The 24,124-nt window shown below is 72.6% G+C and carries 24 protein-coding genes and 2 tRNA genes; 7 read left to right on the top strand and 19 right to left on the bottom strand.

The features are described from left to right. Nucleotides 1-39 precede the first annotated feature (39 nt). The 9 genes from ruvA to pgsA form a co-directional block, all read right to left on the bottom strand. Nucleotides 40-651, bottom strand: coding sequence for a Holliday junction branch migration protein RuvA (gene ruvA / locus ACIP64_RS33190; protein ID WP_401594114.1), 612 nt, complete (start codon nucleotides 649-651; stop codon nucleotides 40-42). Further along, on the bottom strand, nucleotides 648-1,184 hold the full coding sequence (gene ruvC, locus ACIP64_RS33185; RefSeq protein WP_360916231.1) for a crossover junction endodeoxyribonuclease RuvC: 537 nt from the start codon (nucleotides 1,182-1,184) through the stop codon (nucleotides 648-650). The genes ruvA and ruvC overlap by 4 nt, the downstream gene beginning before the upstream one ends. Before the next feature lie 131 nt (nucleotides 1,185-1,315). Next, nucleotides 1,316-2,068 carry a YebC/PmpR family DNA-binding transcriptional regulator gene (locus tag ACIP64_RS33180; protein ID WP_401594109.1) on the bottom strand — a complete coding sequence of 251 codons (753 nt, stop codon included), beginning with the start codon at nucleotides 2,066-2,068 and terminating at the stop codon, nucleotides 1,316-1,318. A gap of 61 nt (nucleotides 2,069-2,129) precedes the next feature. Further along, on the bottom strand, nucleotides 2,130-2,774 hold the full coding sequence (pdxT, locus tag ACIP64_RS33175; RefSeq protein ID WP_401594106.1) for a pyridoxal 5'-phosphate synthase glutaminase subunit PdxT: 645 nt from the start codon (nucleotides 2,772-2,774) through the stop codon (nucleotides 2,130-2,132). A gap of 76 nt (nucleotides 2,775-2,850) precedes the next feature. Further along, nucleotides 2,851-3,807: a pyridoxal 5'-phosphate synthase lyase subunit PdxS gene (gene pdxS / locus ACIP64_RS33170; RefSeq protein ID WP_360916237.1), complete on the bottom strand. Its 957-nt coding sequence runs from the start codon at nucleotides 3,805-3,807 to the stop codon at nucleotides 2,851-2,853. A gap of 58 nt (nucleotides 3,808-3,865) precedes the next feature. Next, entirely contained in the window at nucleotides 3,866-4,423 is a 558-nt protein-coding gene (locus tag ACIP64_RS33165; protein WP_401594104.1) for a hypothetical protein, read from the bottom strand. Between the two features lie 58 nt (nucleotides 4,424-4,481). After that, nucleotides 4,482-5,669 carry a glycosyltransferase family 4 protein gene (locus tag ACIP64_RS33160; RefSeq protein ID WP_401594101.1) on the bottom strand — a complete coding sequence of 396 codons (1,188 nt, stop codon included), beginning with the start codon at nucleotides 5,667-5,669 and terminating at the stop codon, nucleotides 4,482-4,484. Beyond that, on the bottom strand, nucleotides 5,666-6,661 hold the full coding sequence (locus tag ACIP64_RS33155; protein WP_401594099.1) for a phosphatidylinositol mannoside acyltransferase: 996 nt from the start codon (nucleotides 6,659-6,661) through the stop codon (nucleotides 5,666-5,668). Before ACIP64_RS33155 ends, ACIP64_RS33160 begins: the two co-directional genes overlap by 4 nt. Then, complete coding sequence (pgsA, locus tag ACIP64_RS33150; RefSeq protein WP_360916250.1) at nucleotides 6,658-7,317, bottom strand: phosphatidylinositol phosphate synthase; 660 nt, start codon at nucleotides 7,315-7,317, stop codon at nucleotides 6,658-6,660. Before pgsA ends, ACIP64_RS33155 begins: the two co-directional genes overlap by 4 nt. 245 nt (nucleotides 7,318-7,562) lie before the next feature. Between pgsA and ACIP64_RS33145 the strand changes: the two genes are divergently transcribed. Together ACIP64_RS33145 and ACIP64_RS33140 are read left to right on the top strand one after the other, a co-directional pair. Next, a complete protein-coding gene (locus ACIP64_RS33145; protein WP_401594096.1) occupies nucleotides 7,563-9,776 on the top strand; it encodes an elongation factor G-like protein EF-G2 in 2,214 nt (737 codons plus the stop codon). A gap of 191 nt (nucleotides 9,777-9,967) precedes the next feature. Beyond that, entirely contained in the window at nucleotides 9,968-11,611 is a 1,644-nt protein-coding gene (locus tag ACIP64_RS33140; protein ID WP_401594093.1) for a hypothetical protein, read from the top strand. Nucleotides 11,612-11,667: 56 nt separating this feature from the next. Here ACIP64_RS33140 and ACIP64_RS33135 read toward each other — a convergent pair whose 3' ends face one another. After that, nucleotides 11,668-12,228 (bottom strand): HIT family protein, encoded by a 561-nt coding sequence (locus ACIP64_RS33135; RefSeq protein ID WP_401594090.1) that lies wholly within the window; start codon nucleotides 12,226-12,228, stop codon nucleotides 11,668-11,670. A gap of 66 nt (nucleotides 12,229-12,294) precedes the next feature. Between ACIP64_RS33135 and ACIP64_RS33130 the strand changes: the two genes are divergently transcribed. Continuing rightward, entirely contained in the window at nucleotides 12,295-12,972 is a 678-nt protein-coding gene (locus ACIP64_RS33130) for a potassium channel family protein (RefSeq protein WP_401594088.1), read from the top strand. Between the two features lie 40 nt (nucleotides 12,973-13,012). Here ACIP64_RS33130 and thrS read toward each other — a convergent pair whose 3' ends face one another. The 3 genes from thrS to ACIP64_RS33115 all read right to left on the bottom strand — a co-directional run bounded on the left by thrS (nucleotide 13,013) and on the right by ACIP64_RS33115 (nucleotide 16,859). Then, nucleotides 13,013-14,995, bottom strand: a complete 1,983-nt coding sequence (gene thrS / locus ACIP64_RS33125; protein WP_401594086.1) for a threonine--tRNA ligase — start codon at nucleotides 14,993-14,995, stop codon at nucleotides 13,013-13,015. Nucleotides 14,996-15,105: 110 nt separating this feature from the next. Next, nucleotides 15,106-16,293 carry a hypothetical protein gene (locus tag ACIP64_RS33120; protein WP_401594083.1) on the bottom strand — a complete coding sequence of 396 codons (1,188 nt, stop codon included), beginning with the start codon at nucleotides 16,291-16,293 and terminating at the stop codon, nucleotides 15,106-15,108. Next, nucleotides 16,293-16,859 carry a DUF4365 domain-containing protein gene (locus ACIP64_RS33115; RefSeq protein ID WP_401594081.1) on the bottom strand — a complete coding sequence of 189 codons (567 nt, stop codon included), beginning with the start codon at nucleotides 16,857-16,859 and terminating at the stop codon, nucleotides 16,293-16,295. Before ACIP64_RS33115 ends, ACIP64_RS33120 begins: the two co-directional genes overlap by 1 nt. Before the next feature lie 166 nt (nucleotides 16,860-17,025). On the opposite strand from ACIP64_RS33115, the gene ACIP64_RS33110 reads away from it, so the two are divergent. Next, entirely contained in the window at nucleotides 17,026-17,769 is a 744-nt protein-coding gene (locus ACIP64_RS33110) for an exonuclease domain-containing protein (RefSeq protein WP_401594079.1), read from the top strand. A gap of 44 nt (nucleotides 17,770-17,813) precedes the next feature. On the opposite strand, the gene ACIP64_RS33105 is transcribed toward ACIP64_RS33110, so the two are convergent. Further along, nucleotides 17,814-17,885 (bottom strand) — tRNA-Val (locus tag ACIP64_RS33105). Between the two features lie 39 nt (nucleotides 17,886-17,924). Further along, nucleotides 17,925-18,401: an SRPBCC family protein gene (locus ACIP64_RS33100; RefSeq protein ID WP_401594076.1), complete on the bottom strand. Its 477-nt coding sequence runs from the start codon at nucleotides 18,399-18,401 to the stop codon at nucleotides 17,925-17,927. Nucleotides 18,402-18,483: 82 nt separating this feature from the next. On the opposite strand from ACIP64_RS33100, the gene ACIP64_RS33095 reads away from it, so the two are divergent. Further along, nucleotides 18,484-20,841 carry an SCO7613 C-terminal domain-containing membrane protein gene (locus ACIP64_RS33095; RefSeq protein WP_401594073.1) on the top strand — a complete coding sequence of 786 codons (2,358 nt, stop codon included), beginning with the start codon at nucleotides 18,484-18,486 and terminating at the stop codon, nucleotides 20,839-20,841. A 560-nt stretch (nucleotides 20,842-21,401) separates the two neighbouring features. On the opposite strand, the gene ACIP64_RS33090 is transcribed toward ACIP64_RS33095, so the two are convergent. Continuing rightward, nucleotides 21,402-21,473, bottom strand: a tRNA-Val gene (locus ACIP64_RS33090). A gap of 55 nt (nucleotides 21,474-21,528) precedes the next feature. After that, entirely contained in the window at nucleotides 21,529-22,014 is a 486-nt protein-coding gene (locus ACIP64_RS33085; RefSeq protein ID WP_401594070.1) for a TIGR02611 family protein, read from the bottom strand. A 190-nt stretch (nucleotides 22,015-22,204) separates the two neighbouring features. Here ACIP64_RS33085 and ACIP64_RS33080 point away from each other — a divergent pair, with 190 nt between their 5' ends. Together ACIP64_RS33080 and ACIP64_RS33075 are read left to right on the top strand one after the other, a co-directional pair. Next, on the top strand, nucleotides 22,205-22,618 hold the full coding sequence (locus ACIP64_RS33080) for an SsgA family sporulation/cell division regulator (protein WP_003959770.1): 414 nt from the start codon (nucleotides 22,205-22,207) through the stop codon (nucleotides 22,616-22,618). A 157-nt stretch (nucleotides 22,619-22,775) separates the two neighbouring features. Beyond that, nucleotides 22,776-23,360 carry a CGNR zinc finger domain-containing protein gene (locus tag ACIP64_RS33075; RefSeq protein ID WP_401594067.1) on the top strand — a complete coding sequence of 195 codons (585 nt, stop codon included), beginning with the start codon at nucleotides 22,776-22,778 and terminating at the stop codon, nucleotides 23,358-23,360. Here ACIP64_RS33075 and ACIP64_RS33070 read toward each other — a convergent pair. Together ACIP64_RS33070 and ACIP64_RS33065 are read right to left on the bottom strand one after the other, a co-directional pair. Next, entirely contained in the window at nucleotides 23,339-23,467 is a 129-nt protein-coding gene (locus ACIP64_RS33070) for a hypothetical protein (protein ID WP_319665437.1), read from the bottom strand. The two genes, ACIP64_RS33075 and ACIP64_RS33070, sit on opposite strands and share 22 nt — an antisense overlap. Nucleotides 23,468-23,621: 154 nt before the next feature. Beyond that, on the bottom strand, nucleotides 23,622-24,092 hold the full coding sequence (locus ACIP64_RS33065; RefSeq protein ID WP_401594064.1) for a hypothetical protein: 471 nt from the start codon (nucleotides 24,090-24,092) through the stop codon (nucleotides 23,622-23,624). Nucleotides 24,093-24,124 lie beyond the last annotated feature (32 nt).

Raw genomic sequence — 24,124 nt, 5'->3', positions numbered from 1 at the left:
GCCTTACGGTCAGCGGCCCGCGGTCGGCGGGCGGGGAGGTCAGCGGGTCCGGTTCAGGGTCTGCAGGGCGGCCCGCAGCAGCGCGCCGACGTGCGGCTCGGCACTCGCCTCGGCCTGCGGTGCGACGGCGGCGACGGCCTCCTCGGCCTCCCGGGGCTGGTAGCCGAGGCCGATGAGCGCGGTGTGCAGCTGCTCGCGCCAGGAAGCGGGCCCGGCCGCCACGGCGGGGCGGCCGGCCGGGCTGCCCACGGGGGCGCCGAGGCGGTCCTTGAGTTCGAGCAGCAGGCGCTGCGCGCCCTTCTTGCCGATGCCGGGCACCGCGGTCAGGGCCTTCTCGTCGCCCGTGGCGACCGCGACGCGCAGCGCGTCGGGGCTGTGCACGGCCAGCATCGCCTGGGCCAGCCGGGGGCCGACGCCGCTGGCGGTCTGCAGCAGTTCGAAGACCTGGCGCTCGTCGTCGTCGGCGAAGCCGTAGAGGGTGAGGGAGTCCTCGCGGACGACGAGCGAGGTGGCCAGCCGGGCCGGCTCGCCCAGCCGGAGCGCGGCCAGGGTGCCCGGGGCGCACTGCACGGCCATGCCGATCCCGCCGACCTCGATGACCGCGGTGTCGGGGGCGAGGGCCGCGACGGGCCCGCTGACGAAGGCGATCATGACGTGCGCTCCTGGATTCGTGCTCGGGCGGCCGCGTGCGCCTGCTGGAGGCGGTTGGTCGCGGTGCCGCGCCAGATGTGACAGATGGCCAAGGCCAGCGCGTCGGCGGCGTCCGCGGGCTTCGGCGGGGCGTCCAGCCGCAGCAGCCTGGTGACCATGGCCCCGACCTGGGCCTTGTCGGCCCGGCCGCTGCCGGTGACGGCGGCCTTGACCTCGCTCGGGGTGTGCAGGTGCACCGGCAGGCCGCGGCGCGCGGCGCACAGGATGGCGACCGCGCTCGCCTGCGCCGTGCCCATCACGGTGCGGACATTGTGCTGGCTGAACACCCGCTCCACGGCGACCGCTTGGGGCCGGTGCTCGTCCAGCCAGGCCTCGATGCCGCGTTCGACGAGGACGAGGCGTTCGCCGATGTCCGCGTCGGCGGGGGTGCGGACGACCCCGACTCCGGCCATCCGCAGGGGTGTTCCGGGGGCGCCGTCCACCACGCCGATACCGCACCGGGTCAGTCCCGGGTCCACGCCGAGCACACGCACCGCGCCCCTCCCTCCTTCGGTCAGCCGTTCAGCCGTTCCTGGAGGTTATCGGGTGGCACCGACAACGACGGCGGCCCGGTGGGGGTGTGTCCCCACCGGGCCGCCGCCCGGGCCGTGTGCGCCGCGCGGGCTCAGACGTCGACCTTCTCCATGACCTCGTCGGAGACGTCGAAGTTGGCGAAGACGTTCTGCACGTCGTCGCTGTCCTCGAGCGCGTCGATGAGCTTGAAGATCTTCCGGGCGCCCTCCTCGTCCAGTTCCACCTGCATGGTGGGGACGAAGTTGGCCTCCGCGGAGTCGTAGTCGATGCCCGCCTCCTGGAGCGCGGTGCGGACCGCGACGAAGTCGGTGGCCTCGCTCAGCACCTCGAAGGACTCACCGAGGTCGTTGACCTCCTCGGCGCCCGCCTCCAGGACCGCCGCGAGCACGTCGTCCTCGGTGAGCCCGGCCTTGGGGACGATCACGACGCCCTTGCGGTTGAACAGGTAGGACACCGAGCCCGGGTCTGCCATGGAGCCGCCGTTGCGGGTCATCGCGACGCGGACGTCGGAGGCGGCACGGTTGCGGTTGTCGGTGAGGCACTCGATGAGCACCGCGACACCGTTCGGGCCGTAGCCCTCGTACATGATCGTCTCGTAGTCGGCACCGCCCGCCTCGAGACCGGCACCGCGCTTGACCGCGCTGTCGATGTTCTTGTTGGGCACCGAGCTCTTCTTCGCCTTCTGGATGGCGTCGAAAAGGGTCGGGTTGCCGGAGATGTCGGCACCGCCGGCGCGTGCCGCAACTTCGATGTTCTTGATCAGCTTCGCGAAGAGCTTGCCGCGCTTGGCGTCAACCACGGCCTTCTTGTGCTTCGTCGTAGCCCATTTAGAGTGGCCGGACATCAGCCTGTCTCCTTCACGTCACCGATTGCTTCACGAACACTGCGATCCTACCGGGATCGTGTCACGCGGCGGCGCGCACCATGTCGACGAAGTAGCGGTGCACGCGGTGGTCCCCGGTCAGTTCCGGGTGGAACGCGGTGGCCAGCAGGTTTCCCTGGCGCACGGCGACCGTGGTGCCGTCGTCGAGCCGGGCCAGCGTGGCGACCGCGCTGCCGGTCGATTCGACCCAGGGTGCGCGGATGAAGACGCCCTCGACCGGGCCGCCGTCGATCCCCTCGACCGCGACCGCGGTCTCGAAGGACTCGTTCTGCCGCCCGAAGGCGTTGCGCCGCACGGTCATGTCGATCCCGCCGAAGGTCTCCTGGTCGTCCCTGCCGTCCAGGATCTTGTCGGCGAGCATGATCATTCCGGCGCAGGTTCCGTAGACGGGCAGGCCCTCGCGGATGCGGTCGCGCAGCGGCTGCATGACGTCGAAGAGCACGGCCAGCTTGGACATGGTGGTCGACTCGCCGCCGGGGATCACCAGGCCGTCGATCCCGGCGAGTTCCCCGGGCCGCCGCACCGGGCGGGCGAGGGCGTCGGCCTCGGCGAGCGCGACAAGGTGCTCGCGCACGTCGCCCTGGAGGGCGAGGACGCCGACGGTGGGCGTGCTGCTGGACCGCGGTGGAACGGGGAACGCGGGGAACGCAGAGGAAACGGGTGACACAGGGGGAACCTTCCGGGCGGCTGGGTCGGGCACGGCGGACGGGCAGGCCGTCGCCGGCCCGCCCGTCACACGGCGTTCACCAGCCGCGGTTGGCGTAACGCTCGGTCTCGGGGAGGGTGTCGCAGTTGATGCCGACCATGGCCTCACCCAGGTTGCGGGAGGCGTCCGCGATGATCTTCGGGTCGTCGTAGAACGTGGTGGCCTTCACGATGGCGGCGGCGCGCTTGGCCGGGTCGCCGGACTTGAAGATGCCGGAGCCGACGAAGACGCCCTCCGCGCCGAGCTGCCGCATCAGCGCGGCGTCGGCCGGGGTGGCCACACCGCCGGCGGAGAACAGCACGACCGGCAGCTTGCCGAGCTCGGCGACCTCCTTGACGAGCTCGTACGGGGCGCGCAGCTCCTTGGCGGCGGCGTACAGCTCGTGGTTGTCGTAGCCGCGCAGGCGGGCGATCTCGTTCTTGATCTGGCGCAGGTGGCGGACGGCCTCCACGACGTTGCCGGTGCCGGCCTCGCCCTTGGAGCGGATCATGGCCGCGCCCTCGGCGATACGGCGCAGAGCCTCGCCCAAGTTGGTGGCACCGCAGACGAAGGGGGTGGTGAACTCCCACTTGTCGGAGTGGTTGACCTCGTCGGCCGGGGTCAGCACCTCGGACTCGTCGATGTAGTCGACACCGAGCGCCTGCAGGACCTGGGCCTCGACGAAGTGCCCGATGCGGGACTTGGCCATGACGGGGATCGACACGGCCCCGATGATGCCCTCGATCATGTCCGGGTCGGACATGCGCGCCACGCCGCCGTCCTTGCGGATGTCGGCCGGGACCCGCTCCAGGGCCATGACGGCCACCGCGCCGGCGTCCTCGGCGATCTTCGCCTGCTCGGGGGTGACGACATCCATGATCACGCCGCCCTTGAGCTGCTCGGCCATGCCGCGCTTGACGCGCGCGGTGCCGGTCTCAGGGGACTGGGGGGTGCTGGGAAGCGTGCTGGACACGGTGACCTCACTCGGCGACGGAACTTCTGGGGGGAGCGGCATTTGCCCTGTATCCCATGGTGGACCGCACGAAGTGGACCGGAAAAGGGCCAATCGCGCCTCAGTGGCCTGCTGCGCCGTCCGCGGTGAGGACGACCGGAGGCTCGTCGTCCATTTCGAACGTCACGGGCCGCGGGGCGTGCCCGGCCAGCCGGAACCAGCGCACCTTGCGGTGCGCCCGCAGCGCCCGGGCGGCACGCACGGCGTCGTTGTGGAAGCGCCGGGCCATCGGCACCCGGCGCACGGCCTGGGTCAGCTCACGGGCGGCGTCCTCGCCACCGGGCGCCTGCCGTACGGCGTCGACCGCGTCGGCCTCGGAGAACACCGCGCGCAGCGCCTGGCTCAGCTCGCTCTCGGCCACCTCGCGCTGGTCGTCCTCCGCCTGCCGGGCCGAGTGCGCGGCCTCGTAGAGCACGATGCTGGCCGCCGGGTCGAGCACGCCCGCCGTCGCGAGCTCCTGGGCGACCGAGGCCCTGCGCAGCAGCTGCGCGTCCAGCGCGGCGCGGGCGGCGTCGATGCGCGCGTGCAGCCGGTCCAGCCGGCCCGCGGTCCAGCTCAGATAGAGGCCGATGGCGACGACCGCCACGGCCACCCAGATGATGGTGGTCACGGGCGGCAAGGCTACCGGTGCGCCGGGGGCGGCCCGCCAGGCGGCGGACCCTCACCGGTGCGGGCGCTCAGTCGCGGGCGAAGCCGAACCGGGCGCGCAGCCCGACGCGCTCGTCCGCCGCCACCGCCGCGGCGCCCGCGGTGACCGTCTCGTAGACCGCCAGGATGTCCGAGGCCACCCTGGACCAGTCGAAGCGCCGCACGTGACGCGCACCCAGGTCGCGCAGTTGCGCCCGGCGCTCGGGGTCGCCGAGCAGCCGTACCGCCGCCGCCGCGAGGGCCTGCGGGTCCTCGTTGGGGAAGACCTCGCCGGCCGCTCCCCCGTCGAGCACCTGCCGGAAGGCGTCCAGGTCGCTGGCGAGCACCGGGGCGCCCGCCGACATCGCCTCGACCAGGATGATCCCGAAGCTCTCGCCGCCGGTGTTGGGCGCGATGTACAGGTCGACGCTGCGCAGCAGGCGCGCCTTGTCCTCGTCGCTGACCATGCCGAGGAACTCCACGTGCGAGCGCAAGTCCGCGGGCAGGTCCTCCACGGCCTCCTTCTCGTCGCCGCGCCCCGCCACCAGCAGCCGGGTGTCCGGGCGCTCCGCGAGGATCCGGGGCAGGGCCTTCATGAGCACGGGCAGGCCCTTGCGGGGCTCGTCGATGCGGCCGATGAAGCCGATGGTGCGGCCTTCGCCGGATCCGGTGGCGCCCCCGCCCTGCCACTCGGCCTTGGGCTCGGCGCCGGCGAAGAAGCCGACGTCGACGCCGTTGGGGATGACCACGGCGTCCCCGCCCAGGTGCTCGACCAGCGTGCGCCGGGCGTACTCGCTCACCGCGATGCGCGCGCTGATCTTCTCCAGGGCGGCCTGCAGGATCGGGTACGCGGCGATCATCGCCCGCGAGCGCGGGTTGGAGGTGTGGAAGGTGGCGACGATCGGCCCCTGTGCCGCCCAGCAGGTGAGCAGGCCCAGCGAGGGCGAGGAGGGCTCGTGGACGTGGATGACGTCGAAGGCGCCCTCGTGCAGCCAGCGCCGCACCCGGGCGGCCGACAGGAAGCCGAAGTTGAGCCGGGCCACGGAGCCGTTGTAGGGGACGGGGACGGCCCGGCCGGAGGAGACGACGTACGGCGGCAGCGGGGTCTCGTCGTCCGCGGGCGCCAGGACGGAGACCTGGTGGCCCAGCGCGATCAGGTGCTCGGCCAGGTCGCGGATGTGGAACTGGACGCCTCCGGGGACGTCCCAGGAGTACGGGCTGACGATCCCGATCCTCAAGATTTCTCCGTTCCGGAGCGGTCGGAGGCAGTGCCTGACACCGGAGGGGACGCCGCGACGGAGTCCCCGGGTTGCCCCGGGACGGCGGTTCCGGCCGGCTCCGGACGGGTTTCGAGGTCTTCCAGCCACAGCCGCTGCAGCATGTGCCAGTCCTCGGGGTGCTCGGCGATGCCGGCGGCGAAGACGTCGGCGAGCCGCTGCGTCATGGCGGAGGTCTTCTCCGCGCGCGTGCCGCTCTCCGGGACCTCCAAGGGCGGGTGGACGCGGCCCTGGAGGATCCGGGACCGGTCGTACCAGAGGGTGACGGGCAGCAGGAGCGCGCCGGTCTGCACGGAGAGCAGCGCCGGCCCGGCCGGCATGCGCGCGCTCGCGCCGAAGAAGTCCACCGGGACACCGGAGGCGGACAGGTCGCGGTCGGCGACCAGGCAGACCAGGCCGCCGTCGCGCAGCCGCCGCGCCAGGGTGCCGAAGGCGGTGCCGCCGGTGTGCGGCAGCACCTCCATGCCCAGGCCCTCGCGGTAGGCGACGAAGCGGTCGTACAGGGTCTCCGGCTTGAGGCGCTCGGCGACGGTGGTGAAGGGCACCCCGAGCCGGGTGGTGACCCAGGCGCCGGCCAGGTCCCAGTTGGCCATGTGCGGCAGGGCGAGGACGAGGCCGCGGCCGGAGGCCAGGCCGTCCACCAGGTGGTGCAGGCCCTCGGGGGCGAAGCCCTCGCGGACGCGCTCGGTGCTCCACGCGGGCAGCCGGAAGGACTCCATCCAGTAGCGCAGGTAGGAGCGCATGCCCGCCTTGGACAGCTCGCGCAGGCGGGCCTCGTCGGCGTCCGGCACGACGCGTGCCAGGTTGCCCTCCAGGCGGGTCACGCCCTTGCCGCGCCGGCTCCACGCGAAGTCGGCCACCGCGCGCCCCAGGCGGTCCGCCACCGGCTCGGGGAGCCGCTTGACGGCGCCCCAGCCCAGTCCGTACAGCGCGTCGGTCAGCCGGTCCTTCACGCCGCCCCGCTTCCCTCGCGTGCCGCGGCGTCGGCCTCGAAGGCCTCCCGGCGCACGGTGATCACCCGCTGCACCAGCGTGACCAGGCTGCCGACGGCCACGATCCACAGCGCGATCGGCAGCAGCCACTGGATGCCCGGCACCCCGAACTTGTGCAGTCCGGCGAAGCCGCAGGCCACCAGCGAGATCACCAGGCGCTCGGCGCGCTCCACGAGCCCGTTGACGGCGACGGGGAGGCCGATGCTCTCGCCGCGCGCCTTGGTGTACGACACCACCTGGCCGCTGGCGAGGCAGAAGATCGTCACGGCGCACAGCACGAGGTCGTTGCCGCCCCCGGCGTACCACAGGGCGAGTCCGCCGAAGATGGCCGCGTCGGCGACCCGGTCGAGCGTGGAGTCGAGGAACGCGCCCCACCGGCTGGAGACGCCGGCCTGGCGGGCCATGTTGCCGTCCACCAGGTCGGAGAAGACGAAGAGCGTGATCACGACCGTGCCCCAGAAGAACTCGCCCCTGGGGTAGAAGACCAGCGCTCCCGCGACCACGCCTCCGGTGCCGATCAGCGTGACCGTGTCCGGGCTGACGCCCAGGCGCAGCAGAAACGCGGCGAACGGTGTGAGGACACGCGTGAAGAATGCACGCGCGTACTTGTTCAGCATGGCCTTCCCGGAGGTCGGTGGTGCCCGGCGCGGCTCCGGCGGCCGCCCCGGCTGGCCCATCGTAGCCAGGTGGGATGGTCCGGATGCGCCGGGCTCCCGCCCCACGGCCACACGTACGACGTATGGACGCACCGTGACGCGCGTGGGAAGGTCGAATTACCGCGGGCGCCGCAGAGGCCGCCCTGGTCGGGTGGTCTCCCGTGGCCCGCAGTCCCCATGCCGTGACGGACCGGGAGGCGAGGCACATGGGTGACAGGAGAGACGCAGGTCCAGGAGCCGCCGGAAGGGCATCGACGGCCGACCGGCCCGCCGATGTACGCAACGTGGTGCTGGTCGGCCACAGTGGCTCCGGGAAGACGACACTGGTCGAGGCGCTGGCCCTGGCCACAGGGGCGGTGAACCGCGCCGGGCACGTCGCCGACGGCGGCACGGTCTCCGACCACGACGAGATCGAGCACCGCCAGCAGCGCTCGGTGCAGTTGTCGCTCGTCCCGGTCGAATGGGACGGAATCAAGATCAATCTGCTCGACACCCCCGGCTATGCCGACTTCGTGGGTGAGCTCAGGGCCGGTCTGCGCGCTGCGGACGCGGCCCTGTTCGTCGTCTCGGCCGCCGACGGCGTGGACGGCGCGACCCGCATGGTCTGGGACGAGTGCGCGGCGGTCGGCATGCCGCGCGCGGTGGTCATCACGCACCTGGAGGCGGCACGTGCCTCCTTCGAGGAAATGACCGAGACCTGCCGCGCGGTCTTCGGCGGCGACTCCCCCGAGTCGGTGCTGCCGCTGTACCTGCCGCTGCACGGCGAGGAGAGTCCCGGCAGCGACGGGCACCGGCCCGTGACGGGGCTGATCGGGCTGCTGTCGCAGCGGATCTACGACTACTGCTCGGGCGAGCGCGAGGAAGGCACCCCCGCGCCCGACGACGTCCCGGTGATCGACGAGGCACGCGGCCGGCTCATCGAGGGGATCATCGCCGAGAGCGAGGACGAGACCCTCATGGACCGCTACCTCGGCGGCGAGGAACTGGACATGAAGACCCTGGTCCAGGACCTCGAACGGGCCGTCGCCCGCGGCTCGTTCCACCCCGTGCTCGCCGCCGCCCCCGCGGCGGAGGGCTGCAAGCGGGGCATCGGCACCGTGGAGCTGCTGGAACTGATCACGGGCGGTTTCCCGACCCCTCTGGAGCGCGAGGTCCCGCGGGTCAGCACCCCGCAGGGCACCCCGCACGACCAGCTGACCTGCGACCCGGACGGGCCGCTGGCCGCCGAGGTGGTCAAGACCTACTCCGACCCGTACGTGGGGCGGATCAGTCTGGTGCGGGTCTTCTCCGGCACGCTGCGCCCCGACGAGACGGTCCATGTCTCCGGGCACGGGCTGGAGGACCGGGGCCACGAGGACCACGACGTGGACGAGCGGATCGGCGCGCTGTCCTCGCCCTTCGGCAAGCAGCAGCGGCCGGTACCGCACTGCGTCGCGGGCGACCTGGCGTGCGTGGCGAAGCTGACCCGGGCGGAGACCGGCGACACGCTCTCCGCCAAGGACGACCCGCTGCTGATGGAGCCGTGGCTGATGCCCGACCCGCTGCTGCCGGTGGCCATCCAGGCGCACAGCAAGGCGGACGAGGACAAGCTGTCCATGGGCCTGGCCCGGCTGGTCGCCGAGGACCCGACGATGCGGCTGGAGCAGAACCCGGACACCAACCAGGTGGTGCTGTGGTGCCTGGGCGAGGCCCATGTCGACGTCGCGCTGGAGCGGCTGCGCACCCGCTACGGGGTCCAGGTGGACTCGGTCCCGCACAAGGTGGCGCTCCGCGAGACCTTCGGCGAGAAGGCCACGGCACGCGGACGGCATGTCAAGCAGTCCGGCGGGCACGGCCAGTTCGCGATCTGCGACATCGAGGTCGAGCCGCTGCCGGTCGGTTCGGGCATCGAGTTCGTCGACAAGGTCGTCGGGGGCGCGGTGCCGCGGCAGTTCATCCCGTCGGTGGAGAAGGGGGTGCGGGCGCAGGCCGCACGGGGCGTGGCGCTGGGCTTCCCGGTGGAGGACATCCGGATCACGCTCGTCGACGGCAAGGCGCACTCGGTGGACTCCTCCGACGCCGCCTTCCAGACCGCGGGCGCGCTCGCGTTGCGCGAGGCCGCGGCGCAGTGCCGGATCCACCTGCTGGAACCGGTGAGCGAGGTCCGGGTGATGGTGCCCGACGAGTACGTCGGCCCGGTCATGAGCGACCTGTCCGGCCGCCGGGGCCGGGTGCTGGGCACCGAACCGGTCGGGCAGGGCCGCACCCTGGTGCGGGCCGAAGTGCCGGAGATCGAGATCGGTCGCTACGCGGTCGACCTGCGTTCGCTCTCGCACGGAATGGGTCGCTACGCGCGCACTCATGCCCGGCACGAACCGATGCCTCCGCAGCTGGCCGGCAAGCTGAGAGAGCAGCACGCCCAAGAGGTGGGCGCCAAGTAGCGCTCACGCGGCACCGGTCGCGGGCCCGGCGGAACGATCAAGTTCCGTCGGGCCCATGACGCATGTCACACCCCCCGTATACGCTGTGTGGGCAGCGCGGGAGGAATGCCGCGGCTGCGACCGGGGAACGGTCCGGGGAGTGGGCCGGACGGGCTTTCGCCTGCGCGGACGGGCACGAGGAGGGGGCGCAAGTGAGCAACAGTTACGACTTCCTGAGCCCGGGCGCGCAGATCCCGTTGAGCGGTGCCGACGGGCAGACCGCGGCCACCCAGGCGCTGGCCTCGGCCGCCTACCGGGACAGCCCGCTGGAGGCCCTGTCCGACGCGGACTCCGGCATGACCGTCGTCACCCCGCCCAAACTCTCCCTGCTCCAGGCCAATTTGGGCGAGGCCTTCGCCCGCGCGGTGCAGAACCGGATGCTCGGCGCCGCGCGCAACGAACTGGTGCAGTCCTTCGGCGCCGAGCCGCAGACCGTCGTCGAGCACTGCCTGGCCGCCAATCGCATCCGGCAGGAGCGGGACAACCGGCTCACGGGCATCATGGTCGTCTTCGGGCTGCTCTTCCTGCCGGGCGTGCTGCTCTGGCTGGGGGCGTTCCAGCTGCGCAGCACGGTCAAGAAGGCCGAGGGTTCGCGCGCCGGGCTGCTGGGCTCGGTCGTGCTGCTGGTGGTCGGCCTCTTCGCCGTGCTCTTCGTCGTCAACCCGCCGCTGACCGGCTTCTGGTCGCAGTACCTGCGCGTGATGATGATCGCGCCGGTCCTCGGCTGGTTCTGGGCCAAGCGGATCTGCGAGCGCACCGCCAAGGACCTGCGGGACCGCTGGGCGGGGCTGGTCTCCGGCAGCGGCGTGGGCGCCAAGATCCCCGAGGCGGTGCCCCGCAACCCCAACGAGACCCGGGCCGAAAAGCTCCGCCAGAGCCTGGCGAAGCTCTCCGCCGAGCAGCAGAGCAACGTGGTCTTCTACGCCGGCCCCAAGGGCATACTCGGGATGGGCACCCGCTGGGGCGACTGGCAGATGGCCGAGGAGCTGACCCCGCGGGAAGGCCTCGCCGAGATCCACCCGTTCCGCAGCTGGGACGTCATCAAGGCGGTGCACGGCCGGCTGCGCGAGCTGGAACGCGGCCCGCTGCACACGGGCGGCTTCCCCAAGCCCGTCATACGCCACTGGGTCGTCGCACCGGTCGGTGAGGGAGCCAAGAAGGTCAGCCGGCCCACCGGGGCGGACGTCGAGGGCTACACCGTCCGGGACTTCGAGATACAGCGGATCTGCAACGAGCAGCAGTTCGGCAAGGGCAACCGCCACTACCTGGGGATCCAGTTCGTCCTGTGGGACGGGCAGTTGGTGATAACCCTGCTGGTCACCGTGACCGTCCTGGCCAGCACCTTGCGCGTCGAGGTCACCGGCCACGCCCTCGGTCCCGTGCATTCGCTCTTCACCTCGGCGCCCGACGCCAAGGAGAAGAAGGTCAGCCACCCGGTGAAGTTCTGGGAGACCAGGACGGTCTCCATACCGCTGGTCGAGAGCGACGAGGTGGTGCGGCTCGCCGCCCGCGCGCCGCTGTCCCGCTTCCCCCAGGTGCTGGAGTACCTGGGCGGCAAAATCGTCCTTCCCGAGCCCTTCGGGCTGCGGCACACCTGGGCCTCCGCGCCCTGGACGCACCGCTTCATGGCGGACGACGCCCTGCGCGCGGCGACCCCGGTGCTGCGCGCGGTCCACTCGGCGGCGATCGAGGTCATGCGGGAGAACGGCGTGGACACCGAGAAGTTCACCGCCCGCTCGCTGGTCCTGGGCGGCTCGGTGCAGAACGCCACCCCGTCCGAGGCGGACATCTACTGACGCCGCCCCCGGCGGGGGCGGGCGGTTCGGCGTTCAGCGTTCAGCCAGGCGTCGGTTCAGACAGTGGGCCAGGCGTCCGCGAGCATCTTGCGGGTGTCCGCGAGAAGCTGCGGCAGCACCTTGGTGTGCCCGACCACCGGCATGAAGTTGGTGTCGCCGCCCCAGCGCGGCACCACGTGCTGGTGCAGATGCGCGGCGATCCCCGCACCGGCCACGGCGCCCTGGTTCATGCCGATGTTGAAGCCGTGGGCGCCCGAGGCCGACCGCAGGGCGACCATGGCCCGCTTGGTGAAGTCCGCCAGCTCGGCGGTCTCCGCCAGGTCGAGGTCGGTGTAGTCGGCGACATGGCGGTACGGGACCACCATCAGGTGGCCGCCGTTGTACGGGTAGAGGTTGAGGACCGCGTACACGGCCCCGCCGCGGGCGATGACCAGCCCGTCCTCGTCGCTCATCTCCGGAATCGCGCAGAAGGGGCAGCCGTCCGCGGCCCCGGGGCCGGTCGGCTTGTTCTCGCCCTGGATGTACGCCATGCGGTGCGGCGTCCACAGGCGCTGGAACGCGTCCTGCGTCCCCACTCCGTTCTGCAGTTCCGGCTCACTCGTCATGCCTTGCAGCATATGGCGTCCGCCCCGCTCAGCGTGTCGCCGGGGGCGCTCCCCCGCGCAGCACTGGATGCTGGCCCCATGCCCTTGCAAGACGAGCGGCGGCTGCGGGAGTGGGAGCGCCGCGGGAGCGTGCCGCTCTCCGTCGCGTCCCTGGTGTTCCTCGTCACCTACGCCGTGCGCGTGCTGGCCCACGAGCTGCCACGCGACATGCGCGACCTGCTCCTGCTGCTCACCTTGGTGACCTGGGCCTTCTTCGTCGCCGACTATCTGCTGCGGGTGACGGTGGCCCCCCACCGCTGGTCCTATGTGCGGCGCCGCTGGCTGGACCTGGTGGTCGTGATCATGCCCCTGCTGCGCCCCTTGCGCATCCTGCAGAACTACTCCACGGTGCAGAGCCGCCGGGAGCGGCCCCGGCTCACCCTGGAGGCCCGTGTGATGTCCTACGCCGGGCTCACCACGCTGCTGCTGGGCTTCGCGGCCAGCCTCCAGGTGTACGCGATCGAGCGGCAGGCGCCCGGCGCCTCCATCCGCACCTACGGCGACGCGGTGTGGTGGGCCTGCTCCGCGGTGACCACGACCGGCTACGGCGACGTCGTGCCCGTCACCGCCAAGGGACGGCTGATCGGGGCGGGCGTGATGTTCCTCGGCGTCGTCCTGATCGGGGCGGTCGTCGCCTCCTTCGCGTCCTGGCTGACCCAGAGCTTCCGCCGTCCCGAGGAGCGCCGGAACGGACGAAGGCCCCCGGAGGACGGATAGTCCTCCGGGGGCCCGGTCATACCCTGCGGGCTCGCGGTCGTCAGACCTGGACGCGGTCCTCGACGGCCTTGGCGATCTCGGCGAGGGCCTCGTCGCGCGGGATGCCGTTCTTCTGCGAGCCGTCGCGGTAGCGGAAGGAGACCGTGCCGGCCGCCATGTCCTCGTCGCCGACGATGACCATGAAGGGCACCTTGTTCTTCTGGGCGTTGCGGATCTTCTTCTGCATGCGGTCCGCGGAGCCGTCCACCTCGACCCGCAGGCCCTTCTTCTTCGCCGCGGCGGCGAAGTCCTCCAGGTACGACACGTGGGCGTCGCCGATCGGGATGCCGACCGCCTGCACGGGGGCCAGCCAGGCCGGGAAGGCGCCCGCGTAGTGCTCCAGCAGCACCGCGAAGAAGCGCTCGATGGAACCGAAGAGGGCGCGGTGGATCATGACCGGCCGCTGCTTGGTGCCGTCGGCGGCCGTGTACTGGAGGTCGAAGCGCTCGGGCAGGTTGAAGTCCAGCTGCACGGTCGACATCTGCCAGGTGCGGCCGATGGCGTCCTTGGCCTGAACGGAGATCTTCGGGCCGTAGAAGGCGGCGCCGCCCGGGTCCGGGACGAGCGGGAGGCCCTGCTTCTCGGCCACCTGGCGCAGCACCTCGGTGGCCTCCTCCCAGGTCTCGTCCGAACCGACGTACTTCACCGGGTCCTTGGTGGACAGCTCCAGGTAGAAGTCGGTCAGGCCGTAGTCGCGCAGCAGGTTGAGGACGAAGGTGAGCGTCTTGTCGAGCTCGTCGGCCATCTGCTCGCGAGTGCAGTAGATGTGCGCGTCGTCCTGCGTGAAGCCGCGGGCGCGGGTGAGGCCGTGCACGACGCCCGACTTCTCGTACCGGTACACGGTGCCGAACTCGAAGAGCCGCAGCGGCAGTTCACGGTAGGACCGGCCGCGGGCATCGAAGATCAGGTTGTGCATCGGGCAGTTCATCGGCTTGAGGTAGTAGTCGACGCCCTCGTCCAGCTGCATGGGCGGGTACATGCCGTCGGCGTACCAGTCCAGGTGGCCCGAGGTCTCGAACAGCTTCCCCTTGGTGGCGTGCGGGGTGTAGACGAACTCGTACCCCTCCTCCTCGTGCCGACGCCGCGAGTAGTCCTCCATGACCCGGCGGATGATGCCGCCCCGGGGGTGGAAGACCGCGAGGCCCGAACCGATCTGCTCCGGGACGGAGAACAGGTCGAGCTCGGCGCCGAGCTTGCGGTGGTCGCGCTTCTCGGCCTCGACGAGGAAGTCCAGGTACTCCTTCAGCTCGTCCCTGGACGGCCAGGCGGTGCCGTAGATGCGCTGGAGCTGCTTGTTCTTCTCGCTGCCGCGCCAGTAGGCGGCGGCGGAGCGCATCAGCTTGAACGCCGGGATGATCCGGGTGGTGGGCAGGTGGGGACCGCGGCAGAGGTCCTTCCAGCACAGCTCGCCGGTCTTGGGGTCCAGGTTGTCGTAGATGGTCAGCTCGCCGGCGCCGACCTCGGCGGAGGCGCCCTCGGCCGCGTCGGCGGCGGAGCCCTTGAGGCCGATCAGCTCCAGCTTGTACGGCTCGGCCGCCAGCTCCTCGCGGGCGGCGTCGTCGCTGACGGCACGGCGGGAGAAGCGCTGGCCCCGCTTGACGATCTCCTGCATCTTCTTCTCGATGCGCTTGAGGTCGTCGGGGTGGAAGGGCGTCTCGACGTCGAAGTCGTAGTAGAAGCCGTCCTTGATGGGCGGGCCGATGCCGAGCTTCGCCTCCGGGAAGAGCTCCTGCACGGCCTGCGCCATCACGTGCGCGGTGGAGTGGCGCAGGATGTTCAGGCCGTCCTCGCTGCCGATCCCCACGGGCTCGACCTCGTCGCCGTCGGCGATCTCGTACGCGAGGTCCTTCAGCTGCCCCGCGACGCGCGCGGCGACGACGGTGCGATCGCCCTCGAAGAGCTCCGCGGCCGTCGTGCCCGTGGTCACCACGCGCTCTTCCCGCTCATCGGAATCGCGTTTGATGGTCACACGGACGTCTGACACCGGTCTCTCCTGACGTATGTCCCACTGGGGCCCGGCAGCGGAAGCTGCACCGCTGAATCCTACCGAGCCCCGCGGGTCCGCCGCGAAGTGATCGCTGCCGGGGGCGAGCGTCACCCGCCGAAGGAGTCCTCGAAGGTGTCGACCCCGCCGTGCAGCGCCTTCAGCAGCCGGTCGCGGTCGGCCTCGTCGACGTGGACCGGGGTGAGGGCGGTCGGATGGGTCAGGTGCCGGAAGCCGGTACGGGTCTCCAGCCGGCCCGACAGCCGGACGGGCAGCCCCACCAGATGCGCCTGGGCGGCGATCCGGTAGGCGTCCTCCGCCAGGCGCACCCGGATGTGCCGGACGTCCGCCCCCGCCAGCACCCGCAGCCGCACGGTGCCGCTGCCGGAAGGGCGCGGGCGGCGCAGCCGGGTGACCGTCCCGGTGACGCGCACGTCCACCGAGGGTTCCTCACGCACATAACGCTCGCTGGCGGCCTCCAGGGCCGGGAGGTCGCCAGGGGAGAACTCGACCGGCTCGGGCACGGCCGCGAATCCGGCGGGTGGCCCGGCCCCCGGGGCCCAGGAGAGCGTGACGGCCACGCCCTCGGTCCCGCGTATCAGGCGGATCAGGGAGTCGGCGAGCTCATGGCAGACACCCAGGCCGACGGCGGCGTCGAAGGCCTCCATGCCGCCGGTCGTGCGCTGGTAGTCCACCGCGTCCCGGGCGGCCTGCAGCGCCCGCAGCAGCGTCGCGGTGACGGACCGCCCCTCCGGGACCGGGCAGTAGGCGGTGAGCTGGTGCCCCGCCGGGGCGGGACCGACGAGCACCTGCTCCAGGAAGGCGGTGGCGTGGCCGGTGTGCCGCTGGCCGAAGTAGCCGAAGCGGTCCCGCTCGGCGCGGGCCGCGGCCATCAGCATGATCCGGGCCGCGGAGCGCAGCTGCTCGGCCGCGGTCCACGTCACGGCGGCACCGTCGACCAGCGGTACCGCACGCTGCCAGCGGATCTCGTCGCCCGGCACGGCGAGCGCGGTCAGCACCTCGCGCGCCGAGGGCACACCGCAGCGTGCGAGGGCGTCCAGCGCCTCCCCGAGCAGTTCCTCGTGGTCCGCGTAACGGGCCTCGCCTCGCCGGTCGGGCACCAGGAGGCTCATACGGCCGGAGGCCCCGGCCTCGCCGGGCGGCGTCCAGCGCGTGTAGCGGCCGGGTGCCCCACCGCGCAACTGCCAGCCGTGGCGGGCCAGCAGCGCGGTGAGCACACCGGGGTCGACCCGCTCGGGGTCGGGCGGCACGAGTACGTCGTCGGCCGGCCGGCTCATCAGGGCCTCCCTCCCGCCCCGACCCGGGTCATGATCTCGCACAGGGCGCGGTCGTCGAAGATCCGCGCGGTGGGTATCCGCACGGTGGTCTTGCGCTTGCCGGTCACGGCGTGCCCGGCGAGGTTCGTCCAGTAACAGCAGTGTCGCAGTTCCAGCCGGTCGTGGCTGGCCCGCAGCCATTCCTCCTGGGTGCGCGGGACGAGCATCACCACCAGGATCTTGTGCACCGAGACCGGGGACCGGGCCAGCTTCACCAGGTGCTCGTTCTCGAGCGTGAAGGCGAAGGTGGGCCCGGGCGGGCGCGGTGCCACCTGGTAGGTGCACTTGAGCTGCACCTTGATCGTGACCTCGTCGTCGATGCCGTGGCCACGTGAGCTGTGACTTATGTGCCAGTCGATCCCGTTGTCCGGAAAGGGCTGCGCGAGCGAACATCCCGCGGCCGCGGCGACCGCGTGCAGGTATCCCACCTGCAGGGTTTCCATGCAACTGGTGGTGGCGAGCCCGCCCCGCAGCGGCTCGATCCGCTCCGGCAGCAGCCCGCCCGGTATGGGCTGCTCGAGCGCCATCGCTCTCCGTGCCTCTCCGGGCCGCGGGACTCCTGATGATTCCCCGTACCCTTTCCATCCCCCTCGGCGTCAAGTCGCAAACGAGCCGGGTTCGGTGACATCCGGTCACGGGTAATCAATGAATGAGCGATCCGTCAATTCGTCACCTTTGTACGGGGGGTGCGCCATGCCGCACTGGTACGACGGCCCATTGGCCGCCTTCGACACCGAGACCACCGGCGTGGACGTGGAGCGGGACCGTGTGGTCTCCGCCGCGCTGGTGGTGCAGGACACACCGCACGCGCCGCCGCGCACGACCGGCTGGCTGATCGATCCCGGCGTCCCGGTACCGGACGGCGCCCGCGCGGTGCACGGGCTGGACGACGCCTACTTGCAGGCCAACGGCCGCCGGCCGGGGCCCGTCATGGAGGAGATGGCCCGGGCGCTCGCCGACCAGGCCGCCCACGGCGTGCCCCTGGTCGTGATGAACGCGCCCTTCGATCTCACGCTGCTGGACCGCGAGTTGCGCCGGCACCGCGGCACGGCCCTGGACGGCTACCTGGTGCGGGGGCCGCTGCGGGTGCTCGATCCGCGGGTGCTGGACAAGTACGTCGACCGTTACCGCAAGGGCCGCCGCACGCTCACCGACCTGTGCGCGCACTACGGGGTGGCCCTGACCGACGCGCACGACGCCTCCGCGGACGCGCTCGCCGCGCTGGCCCTCGTCCGCGAACTGGGCCGGCGCTTCGCCGACCGCATAGGCAGCATGCCTGCGGCGGAACTGCACGCCCGTCAGGCCCTGTGGCACGCCGGCCAGGCACGGGGGCTCCAGGCGTGGTTCACCCGCAGCGGCACGGACGAGCGGGTCGACCCGGCCTGGCCGCTGCGCCCCTCGGCCCCGGTCCCGGCACCGGAGGAACCCGCGGCGTAGAACGGCGGAAGGCCGGTCCCTCAGGACCGGCCTTCCGTGGTGCGTGGGCGATACTGGGATCGAACCAGTGACCCCTTCGGTGTGAACGAAGTGCTCTCCCGCTGAGCTAATCGCCCGGGAACGTCCTGAACCATACAGGGCCCGGGGCACTGCGTTCAAACCACTTGGCCGCCGGCCCTCGCGTCGGCGGCCAGCCGGGCCGCCAGACCGCGCCTGCCGCTCCGCATCATCAGCGCGTGGTTGGCCCGGAACAACGGGCGGCACGGCACGGCGAGCCGCCGCATCAGCGGCTTGTTGACGACCACGTCCTCCTCGAACAGCAGCCGCGTCCCGCCGCCCCTCCGGCCCGCGCCGACCGTCCAGCGCACCCAGCCCTCCAGGTCACCGCTCATCGCCGCCTCCAGCACCCGGGCCGCCGGGTCCCGCCGGGTCTGCCGCGCGGTCACCAGCAGGTCGTACGGCAGGACGGAGCGGAAGCGCAGCATGCCCACCGTCTCGCCGGTCTGCCGCACCTCGCGGATCTGCGGCCACCAGGACGGGTACTGGTCGGGCCGCTCCAGCAGGCCGTAGACGGTCTCGGGCGGCGCGGGCAACTCCCACAGGGCGCGGAAGCGGTAGCGGCTCCAGTCCATGGAGCCAGTGTGCGTACTCAGCCCGCATCTGAGTAGCCGCGCGCATGGCGGGGCACCGCGCCCCGCCGCCACACTCCGGGACATGGACCCGACGCGCCCGCACACCGACCGCTGCCCCGGCTGCGGCTGGTACCTGCCCGCACCCGTACCGCCGATGGCGCCGGCACCCGCCTGCCCCCGGTGCGGGACGACGCTGGTGGGACCGGCCGCCGACGAACTGCGCGCCACCGACCGCGCGATCCTGCGCCTGGACGCCGAACGCGGCCGGCTGCTCATGCGGCGCGCACAGCTGCTCGCGCACCTGCGGCCCGCCGTCCCCGCGACCCCGACTCCCGCATGGGGCAGGCCCGTTGCCGCACCCGACGCCGCACCGCGCACGGTGCAGCACCTGTTGCTCGCCCTCGGCGGGCTGCTGCTCGCGGTCGCCGCGATCGCGTTCACCGTCCTCAGCTGGGGCCACCTCGGCATCGCCGGCCGCTCCGCGGTCCTGGGCGCCCTCACCGTCGCCGCCGCGGCCGTCCCCGCCCTGCTGCTGCGCCGCTCGCTGACGGCGACGGCGGAGGTCGCGGCATGCCTCGCCCTCGTCCTGCTGCTCCTCGACGCCTACGCCCTGCGGCGGGTGGCCTTCCCCGGACCGGACGGCCTGCGCTACGCCGCCGTCGCCCTGGCCGTCGTGAGCGCCGCCTGGGCCGGCTACGCCCGGCTGCTGCCGCGCCTGGCACTGCCCCTGCCCCTCGCGCTCGTCCTGGCCCAACTCCCCCTGTGCCTCTGGGCGTGGGCGAGCGGGTCGGCGTACGCGACGGCGACCGCGCTGCTCGCCACGGCCGCGCTCGACACGGTGGCCGCGCCGAGCCTGCGGCGGCCCGGGCCGCACCTGACCGCCGCCGTGTCCGGCACCGCCCTCGGTCTGTGCGGACTGCTGCTCGCCGGCGCCCTCTCCGCCACCGCGACCGGCACCGGCGCGGCCCTGCGGGCGAGCGGCCTGCTGCTCGGCGCCGCTGCCGTCGCGGGGACGGCGGCACTGCGGCGCACACCGGCCGCGCCCGTCGCGGGCATCCTCGCCGGCGTCGCCGCGGTGTCCGCGGTCGCGGCGGCCGGCGGGACCGTCCGCGTCCTGGTGCCGGACGACTGGGCCGCCGTGGGCTACCTGCTGTGCGCCACGGCGGCACTGGCCGCGGCCGCGGTCCTCCCCCTGCGGCGCGCGGTGACCGCCGGCCTGGCCTCCGGCGCGGCCGCCGCCGGCGCCGTGACCGTCCTGTGGGCCCTGCCGCCGCTCACCGTCGCCCTCCTCACCCCCGGCGACTTCCACGGGCCGGCCGCGGCGCCCGTCGTCGCCGGGCTCACCGCCGCGACACTCGCGGCGGCCGCCCGCCGCCCGGGCTCCCGCCCCGCGGCCTCCGCCGCGGTCGTGGCGGCCGCGGCCGCTCTGTGCGCCGTCGACCTGCCGCTGATGCGCGTGGCCGCCGTCGCCTCGCTCCTGGCGCTGTCGGCCGTCGCCCTCGCGCCCGTCGCGCTCACCACGGCGGGCGTCCTGGCGGTCACCACGATCGGATGGGTGCACGAGGACGGCCCGCTGACGCTCACCGTGCTGGCGCTGCTGCTCGTGGCGTACGGCGCCCTCTTCGCCGCCGCGCCCCGCACGCGGGCGGTCAGCGCCGCCTGCGCGACAGCCTGCGCGGCGGGCCTGGCATGGGACGGTCCCCTCGTCGCGGGGTGGCAGCCGCACGAGGCCGCCTTCGCCGTCCTGGGCGTCGCCGCGGCCGCCCAGGCACTCGCCCTGGCCCGGACCGCCCGCGCCTTCGAGTACCCGGGGTACGCGGCCGCCGCCCTCGCGCTCAGCCTCGCGGCCGGCGAGCCCGCACCGCTGGCCCTCGCCCTGGCCTGCGCCGGGGCCGTCATGGCCGCGGTCGCCGGACTCCGGGCCGAACGGCGCCGCCTCCACCATGTCGCGACCGCGCTGTTCGTCGCGGCGCTCTGGGTCCGCCTCGCGGCGTCCGGCGTCACGACGCCCGAGGCGTACACCGCCCCGGTCGGCGCGGTCGCCCTCACCCTCGGCCTGCTCGCGCGGCGCCGCGACCCCGCGGTCTCCTCCTGGCTCGCCTACGGCCCCGGGCTCGCCGTCACGCTGCTGCCCTCGCTCGTCACCGCCTGGGGCGACCCGGGATGGCACCGGCCCCTCCTGCTCGGCGCCGCCGCCCTCGCCGTCACGCTGCTCGGCGCGGCCCGGCGGCTGGCCGCCCCGCTCCTCCTCGGCGGTGCCGTCCTCGCCCTCGACGCGATCCGCGAGCTGGCGCCCTTCGTCGTGCAGGCGCTGGACGCGGTGCCCCGGTGGGTGCCGTTGGGGGTGGCGGGGTTGCTGCTGGTCGCGCTGGGCGCGACGTACGAGCGGCGGTTGCGGGAGGTTCGCCGCCTGCGGCGGCGGCTCCTGCGGCTCCATTGAGCCGGGCTTTTTCCCCGCCCGCCCTCCCGTGTGCCCTGTGAAGTCACGCGCCCCGACGCGCGTTGTCCGGGGGCCGGGTTCGGGGCCTCCGGGGCTGCCATTCTGGACAGCACATTTAGGTGCCTCAGGTACCCGGCTTGATCACCCCGGGTCATGCACCCAAATATGCTCCACAGTCCAGAACGCCACCCCTCCGACCCCGCCCCCTCCGTGAGCTCTCGCGCCTGATCCCCGGTGGGTGGGCGAAGAGGCGGTCCGGGGTAGCCGCAAGTGCTCTCTGAACCCCCACCGGCCGTAAGTCGCCCCAACGGCCCCGGGAGGGGGTGCGCCGGGGTCCGCCCGCAGGCGACGAGCGGAGACCGCGGCACACGATGTACGGGGGTAAACCGCGAGCGCCGAGGACGGACTCCGGAGCGGCGCCGACCCCACAACACACGCAGCGCAGGGCCCGCACTTACCGTGCCGGGCAGGGGGCACCCCCGGCCGAAGGTTGGGGGAGGGCGGGAGGGCGGGGGAAAGGGCGAAGGCCTGGAGGCTGCGCCTCCAGGCCTTCGGGACGGTGGGCGATACTGGGATCGAACCAGTGACCCCTTCGGTGTGAACGAAGTGCTCTCCCGCTGAGCTAATCGCCCGTCGCGGGGACAACATTACCGCATGTCAGCCGTGGCCCGGACCGGGCTGCCGGCGTCAGTCCATGCCCGCGCGCCACGGCATGACGAAGCCGAAGCGCCACAGGTAGTAGCCGAGCAGGGCGCCGACGATCGCGAGGCCTACGGTGGTGAGGACGATGTTGCGACGCCGGACCTTCGGGTCGAGCGCCTTCTGGGCGGCCTCGGTGACCTTCCGCTTGGTCCAGCGCAGCACGAGCTGGGCCCAGACGAACTCGGTCGCCCATACGGCCATACCGGCGAAGATGATCACCCAGCCGGGACCGGGCAGCGGGAGCAGGACGATGCCGCCGCCGACAATGGCGAGGCCGATGACGAAGACCCCGACCTGCCAGCTCACGTGGAGCGCCCGGGACCGCCGGATGAAGAGCGGTGCCCGGGAGCCCAGCGGGCGTTCGGAACCGCCCGGTCCCGGCACGTCGCCCTCGGTGCCGCCGTTGCCGACGTCACCGTCGGCGGGATCCGTGGCCACGGCCGTCCTTCGCTCGTCACTCTCCGCAGTCATGTTCTCCAACGTACCCGACCTCGCTCCCTCACCGGAATGGCTCGCCGGGGAGGAAAAGAACTCGGCCGGACGAGGTACCGGAACCCTCACAAACCCGTCAGAGGGGTTTACAACGTCCCCGCAGGTGGCATGTCGATTTCGCCGACGTGCGAATCCCCGAGCGCACACTGAGCGAAAGGCCCTGGCGCTTATGAACACCACGGTCAGCTGCGAGCTGCACCTGCGCCTCGTTGTGTCGAGCGAATCGTCACTGCCCGTGCCCGCGGGCTTGCGGTACGACACGGCCGATCCCTACGCCGTGCACGCCACTTTCCACACCGGTGCCGAGGAGACGGTCGAATGGGTCTTCGCCCGCGACCTGCTCGCCGAAGGGCTGCACCGGCCCACCGGTACCGGCGACGTCCGGGTCTGGCCGTCCCGCAGTCACGGTCAGGGCGTCGTCTGCATCGCCCTCAGCTCTCCCGAGGGGGAGGCGCTGCTGGAGGCCCCGGCACGCGCCCTGGAGTCGTTCCTCAAGCGGACCGACGCCGCGGTGCCGCCCGGTACCGAGCATCGACACTTCGATCTGGACACCGAGCTCTCGCACATCCTCGCCGAGAGCTGAGTCCGCCGACCGTCCGCTGCCGTACGCATCTCGGGGGTACGGCGCGGACCCGACCCGCCGAAGCCGCCGCCGCGGAGCCGTGCCGCTCCACGACGGCGGCTCTCGCGCTACAGTCACCGGAACGCCCGCCCCACAAGGCCAGGGAGAGAGCGATTCCGTGCTGATCAACCATGACACCAGGTGCGCGCTCGACTGCGTGGTGGACCTGATCAACACCACGCCGGAGAGCGACGGCCGGGAGGGTCTCCCCGATCTCACGGCGCTGCAGGCCTTCGTGGAGCGCAACGAGATCAGCGAAGTGAACACGCTCGACGAGCAGGACCTGCTGGCCGTCCGCAGGATACGCGGCCTCTTCGCGCAGACGTTCACCGCCCCGAGCACGCCGGCGGCGGCCGCGGTGGTCAACGCGCTGGTCGCCGAGGCGGGCACCACTCCCCGTCTGACGGACCACGACGGCTACGACTGGCACGTGCACTACTTCGCGCCCGGGGCGTCGCTGGCGCACCATCTCGCCGCGGACTGCGGCATGGCCCTGGCGTTCATCCTCGTGGCCGGCGAGCGCGAGCGGCTGCGCCACTGCGACGCACCCGACTGCCGCCGCGCCTTCGTGGACCTGTCCCGCAACCGCTCCCGCCGCTACTGCGACAGCCGCACCTGCGGCAACCGGCTGCATGTGGCGGCCTACCGGGCGCGGCGCCGCGAGGCGGTGGCGGTCCCGGCTCAGAACGGCCAGAGGTCGTAGAGCCCGCCGAGGCCGAGCAGGCCGCCGATGACGGTCAGGAACAGCATCAGCGGCGGCTGGGAGAGCGCGAAGAGGCAACCGCGCGGCTCGTCGTTTTCGAGTTCCATGGCCTTACAAGGTCGTGGGACGTTCGGCAGGGGCACGAACTCGCACAACCGTACGCCCCGGGGCACGCCAACTAACGCCCTGGGGGCGGTAGTTGGGGTTTGCACCACCGCGATGATGGCGCAGTGCCGACGGCCCCCGCGACCAACACGCCGCTCAGATGCCCCGGCGCTTGAGGATCTCCTCGATCTCACCGAATTCGGCCAGGTCGGGATCGGTTCTGATCTTCTCCTTGGCCTTCTTGGACTCCGGCCGTACTTCCGGCCGCCGACCCGCGCCGAGCGCCGGAGCACTCGCGCCGGGCACGGCCGCGGGCGTCCCTCGCCGCTCGGGCGCGACTCCGCGCCGTCCGGCGATCCGGCCCACCGCGTAGAGCACGACGGCCAGCGCGAGGACGCCGAACCCCGCCCACACCGAGGGCTTGAAGACCAGGCCGGCCGTCCAGTCACCGACGGCGGCGACCACCTTGCCGCCCAGGGTGGCCAGGCCCGTCATCCAGAACCCGACGGGCAGCAGCGCCACCGCGGCGATGCGCACCGCCCGGGAGAACCTGCGGCGGTACGCGGTGAGCACCGCGATGGCGAGGCCCGCCGCGGACAGCGCCACACACACGGTCGAGGTCAGCATGCGCAGCTCCTCCGAAGGGGACTTATGCCTCC

Source organism: Streptomyces sp. NPDC088733 (genome assembly GCF_044751185.1).
Lineage (GTDB): Bacteria > Actinomycetota > Actinomycetes > Streptomycetales > Streptomycetaceae > Actinacidiphila.
This window is presented reverse-complemented; position numbering and strand designations above follow the sequence as displayed.